We start from the raw sequence: 4642 nt of genomic DNA on the forward strand, positions 1-4642 counted from the left end.
ACTGTCCGTTAAGAGTGGGATAAAGTGAAACTTTCATCAGTGGGATGCCTTCCCCCACTGATGATTAGTTGAACCAATCGGACCTTTACGGACAGTTCTTCTCCCATTAACCTCTTCGCATTCTCCTCCAGCTTAAAGGGAATGTCACTCCGTTAAAAGTGGGGAAAACTGTAAAGATTATAAAGGGAGTTTATCTACTATTTCATTTATTTTACATAACTTAACAATCTAAAAGTAGAATTAACGAATAAAGTGTAATAATATTCTATATGTATTAGTAAGTGTAACATGAAGTGGCATTTTTTTCGAAAATTACGCCCCTAAAAAGATGAATTTAAAATTACTATATTGACACTAAAGGAGACACTATGACAGAAAAACACCTAATTGCCTTAGACCTTGACGGAACTTTATTAAAAGATGATAAAACCATTTCTCCCCTTACAAAAAAAGTCATTCAAAAAGCGATGAATGATGGTCATGAAGTGATGATTGCAACTGGGAGACCTTTCCGCGCAAGCGAAGCGATTTATCATGAATTAAACTTACATACTCCTATCGTTAACTTTAATGGAGCTTTTATTCATCATCCAAAAGATTCAAATTGGGGTTTTTATCATTCCCCGCTTGATATAAAAACAGCTCGTGATATTGTGTCTGCGTGCAATGATTATCCTTTTCATAACATTATCGCAGAAGTAATGGATGATGTGTACTATCATTATCATGATGAAAAACTAATCGATATTTTTTCCTTAGGAAATCCAAAAGTAACGGTTGGAAACCTACTCGAATTTTTGGAAAGTGCTCCTACTTCAATCCTAATTCATGCAGAAGAAGAGCATGTTCCTGCAATCCGCAAGCATTTATCTGAAGTCCATGCAGATTTAATTGACCATCGCCGTTGGGCAGATCCATTTCATGTCATTGAAATTGTTAAAACAGGGATAAATAAATCAATTGGATTGCAAAAGGTGTCTGATTACTATCAAATTCCACAAAAAAATATTATTGCCTTTGGGGATGAAGATAATGACTTTGAAATGATTGAATATGCTGGAAAAGGGGTAGCAATGGGGAATGGGATTGATGAGTTAAAAGCCCTTGCTAATGACATTACTTTATCCAATGAAGAAGACGGAATAGCTATTTATTTAAATGAGGCTTTAAACCTTCGTGCTCTTTAAAAGTTGGGTATCTTTACCGTCTTTAAAGCTGATACTTTCGACCATACTATAATAGAAGCAGCAAATCACTGTTTCACTTGAAAATGAAATGCTTCTTTGTCTTTCCAATTATACTCTAACACTCGGAGGGATCATGAATGGGAAAACGAAATAAATCGAAACGCTTCGTACAGCAAGGAGTAGACTCCGTATCAAAGCATTCCGAACGTATCCCTTATCATATGACATATGCTGAAGCTGAGAGCTACAAAATGTCAAATGAAAGACAATTTCATGGAGGATTAGAATAAATGGGAAATAGACTTTTTCAAGAAGCCAGACAAGCAGTTGAAGTAGCTAAATATGCGAACGGCAAAGATTTAGACGGCTTAGTTGATAAAGCAAAGAATGCCATTAGCTCTGCATATTCGAACACAACTACAGCCGAACAGTCGCAATTAGCAGCTTTACAAAAAGAGCTGGATCAAATTCACACACAATAATGAATGAAGCTGTCCAAATAAAGTTACTCTTTACAAGCGTATAAAAAGAAAACGCTTGGGAGATATACTTTATTGGACAGCTTTTTTTTAGTAGTTTCGCAAGCCTGTTATGGAAATAAGCCGTAAGTTCAAGAAAATGTTTCTAACACCACTGGATATGGCTCTTTTCCCTCTTCCGAAAAGTATAAAATAACCGTTCCATTCGTAGGAAGATCTTTCTTATTCAAATGAATTTCTAGCATAAATTTGTGATTGGTTAATGGCACTTTCTTTTTGGCGATTAATTCATTGTGGCCATCCTCCACTGTATAATAGACATCATCTTCACTACCAGAAATCATCCCTTTAACGAGATAATTTCCATTTGCCCCATTTACAGAGAGATTAGAAAGATCCACTTTTTCTTTATTAGAATTTGCCGATGCTGTGGACATATACGGAGTAAATCCACTTATGATAACACATAAGACAACTGCTAGTATTTTCTGCAAACCAACAACCTCCTTTATGCTTTTCGAAAGAAACCTAGTACTGCTGTCGTCTGTACGACATTGGTAAATGCATGTGGATCAACTTCCTTAATCACTCGTTCTATATCATATAGTTCATAACGTGTCACAACAATCATTAGCATTTCCTTTGGTTCATTGGAAAATGCTCCCCGTGCTGGCAAAATTGTAATACCCCTAACTAATTTTTCATGGATGGCAATCTTTAGTTCTGTCGTTTTCTTTGTAATAATCATCACGGTTAATTTTTGATGTGCAGTATGTATCGTATCAATCACCTTTGTTGCCGCATAGAGATTCACTAGCGTATATAAAGCTTTTTCCCAACCGAACATGGCGCCTGCTGTAATGATAATTGCTCCATTTAATATAAAGAAATAAGTACCGACTGGCTTATCTTGCACCCGAGAAAGAATCATTGCGATAATATCCATTCCGCCAGTAGATGCTCCCCACTTTAACGTTAACCCCACGCCAACTGCAGCAATTACACCACCAAAAACAGCATTCAGCAAAATATCATGGGAATAGCTTGTTACTGGAATGATTTCCATAAACAAAGACATAAAAACTACGCTTAAGAAGCTAAAACAGGTAAAGGATCGCCCTACCTTTAACCAGCCAAGTATAGCAATGGGAACATTGAGAATAAATAATAATATCCCTGTGGAAATTGGTGTTACTTTTGATACAAGTTGAGCTACTCCTGCAAAGCCGCTTGCATACACATCAGCAGGTATTAGGAAAAAATTCATGGCAATAGCATTTAATAATGCCCCAAAAATAACAACAATTAATTTTTTTGTTAATAACCAATACATATGTATCCTCCATTACTTTATATAGTAATTTTTACTATTATTGCATTTACTATTCATTGTTTTTTCCCTTGAAATTTTATAAACTACAAATAAGTATGCCTTGTTATCAAAAAACAAGGCATTTTCACAGAGATTATTGTTATTTATCATAACTGTACTCCAATTACCATATGTTTTTATAAAAAATAGAAAGAAGTGGAATGAATATGACTTTTAAAATCCTAGCAGATAGTGCAAGTGATTTACCTCTATCCTATTATGAGAAACATGAGGTGACACTATTACCGCTAAAAGTTAATTTAGACGGGATAGAATACGAGGATTTAAAAACAATTGAACCAACCACTGTCTATAATGCTATTCGTAGTGGACAAGTTCCAAAAACATCACAAGTTTCTCCAGCATTATTTAAAGATGTTTTTACAGCATTAGCCCAAAATAATGAAAAAGCTGTGTATGTTGCATTTTCTTCGCAATTATCTGGAACATACCAAACAGCAGTAATGATTTCGGAGCAAGTAAAGGAAGAATATCCTAATTTTGATTTCACAATCATTGATAGCAAATGCGCATCATTAGGTACTGGTTTAGTTGTTCAAGAAGCGGTGAAACTCCGCGATCAAGGTAAAGACGTAAGTGAAATTATACCACGACTAAAGTTCTTATGCGAGCATATGGAACACTTATTTACAGTGGAGGATCTAGAATATTTAGCCAAAGGTGGCCGTGTTTCAAAAGCATCTGCATTTCTCGGTGGGTTACTAAATATAAAGCCTCTTCTTCATGTAGAAGATGGAAAATTGGTTCCTCTTGAAAAAATTCGTGGCAAAAAGAAGCTCTTGCGCAGAATGATGGAACTAATAGAAGAGCGGGGCGAAAAATTGGATCAACAAGTGTTTGCCATAAGCCATGCAGATGATGAAGCAACAGCTTTAGAAGTGAAAGAAATGATTGTAGAAAAATTCCATCCACAAGACGTATTCATTTCTTCCATTGGTGCATCTGTTGGTTCACATACTGGTGCAGGAACAATCGCTATTTTCTTCTTAAATAAAGTTTCGGAATAACAGCTTTAACATAGAATAAAGTTTACTCCTTTCACTCATACTATCAATGTTCTATGGAACAAAAGATGATGCTGAAAGGAGTATTTATTATGCCACATACTTCTGATAATGATAAAAAAGCAAAAGACAACAATGCATTGCGTCATGAAAAGAACATGATGCGTGAAAAAAACCGCAAAAATGGTAAACATCAATACAGCAAAAAAACAGATCATTTATAAGTTATGGAGGGGCTGTCAATGGGATTGGCAGCTCTCTTGATAGGGTTTGTTTTTGGTGTGGTGATTTATGGTTTCTTTGTTTGTTACCTTTTGATGCTGTTTTTTGTTAAGAAAGGCGTAGAGAGCGATTCTCTGTTACCTTTCCATGCAGATTTCTGCTCTAGTGGGCTTAGAGAACACTCCTCTGTTACCTTTCCATACGGATTTCTGCTCTAGTGGGCTTAGAGAACACTCCTCTGTTACCTTTCCATGCAGATTTCTGCTCTAGTGGGCTTAGAGAACACTCCTCTGTTACCTTTCCATGCAGATTTCTGCTCTAGTGGGCTTAGAGAACACTCCTCTGTTACTTTTCCAT

8 protein-coding genes are annotated in these 4642 nt (G+C 36.0%); 6 read left to right on the forward strand and 2 right to left on the reverse strand.

The genetic code is table 11. The features are described 5' to 3' along the window. Positions 1-368: 368 nt before the first annotated feature. The 3 genes from ACTQ5K_RS25160 to ACTQ5K_RS25170 all read left to right on the forward strand — a co-directional run bounded on the left by ACTQ5K_RS25160 (position 369) and on the right by ACTQ5K_RS25170 (position 1669). The gene (locus ACTQ5K_RS25160; protein ID WP_441132542.1) at positions 369-1187 is read left to right on the forward strand and encodes a Cof-type HAD-IIB family hydrolase; all 819 of its coding nucleotides are present in this window, start codon (positions 369-371) and stop codon (positions 1185-1187) included. 137 nt (positions 1188-1324) lie between these two features. Further along, complete coding sequence (locus ACTQ5K_RS25165; protein WP_251628588.1) at positions 1325-1477, forward strand: hypothetical protein; 153 nt, start codon at positions 1325-1327, stop codon at positions 1475-1477. Beyond that, positions 1478-1669, forward strand: coding sequence for a DUF3813 domain-containing protein (locus tag ACTQ5K_RS25170; protein ID WP_251628587.1), 192 nt, complete (start codon positions 1478-1480; stop codon positions 1667-1669). It abuts the gene before it with no gap. Positions 1670-1797: 128 nt separating this feature from the next. Here ACTQ5K_RS25170 and ACTQ5K_RS25175 read toward each other — a convergent pair whose 3' ends face one another. Both ACTQ5K_RS25175 and ACTQ5K_RS25180 read right to left on the reverse strand, forming a co-directional pair. Further along, a complete protein-coding gene (locus tag ACTQ5K_RS25175) occupies positions 1798-2160 on the reverse strand; it encodes a hypothetical protein (RefSeq protein ID WP_251628586.1) in 363 nt (120 codons plus the stop codon). A 14-nt stretch (positions 2161-2174) separates the two neighbouring features. Beyond that, the gene (locus ACTQ5K_RS25180) at positions 2175-2999 is read right to left on the reverse strand and encodes a YitT family protein (RefSeq protein WP_441994437.1); all 825 of its coding nucleotides are present in this window, start codon (positions 2997-2999) and stop codon (positions 2175-2177) included. 206 nt (positions 3000-3205) lie between these two features. Here ACTQ5K_RS25180 and ACTQ5K_RS25185 point away from each other — a divergent pair, with 206 nt between their 5' ends. The 3 genes from ACTQ5K_RS25185 (at position 3206) to ACTQ5K_RS25195 (ending at position 4503) form a co-directional block, all read left to right on the forward strand. Beyond that, positions 3206-4066 carry a DegV family protein gene (locus tag ACTQ5K_RS25185; RefSeq protein ID WP_031540714.1) on the forward strand — a complete coding sequence of 287 codons (861 nt, stop codon included), beginning with the start codon at positions 3206-3208 and terminating at the stop codon, positions 4064-4066. Positions 4067-4155: 89 nt separating this feature from the next. After that, positions 4156-4287 (forward strand): DUF3941 domain-containing protein, encoded by a 132-nt coding sequence (locus tag ACTQ5K_RS25190; protein WP_081836758.1) that lies wholly within the window; start codon positions 4156-4158, stop codon positions 4285-4287. A gap of 18 nt (positions 4288-4305) precedes the next feature. Beyond that, positions 4306-4503, forward strand: a complete 198-nt coding sequence (locus tag ACTQ5K_RS25195) for a hypothetical protein (RefSeq protein WP_441994438.1) — start codon at positions 4306-4308, stop codon at positions 4501-4503. Positions 4504-4642: the final 139 nt, after the last annotated feature.

The sequence above is a fragment of the Niallia sp. Sow4_A1 genome, assembly GCF_052116745.1.
Lineage (GTDB): Bacteria > Bacillota > Bacilli > Bacillales > Cytobacillaceae > Niallia > Niallia hominis.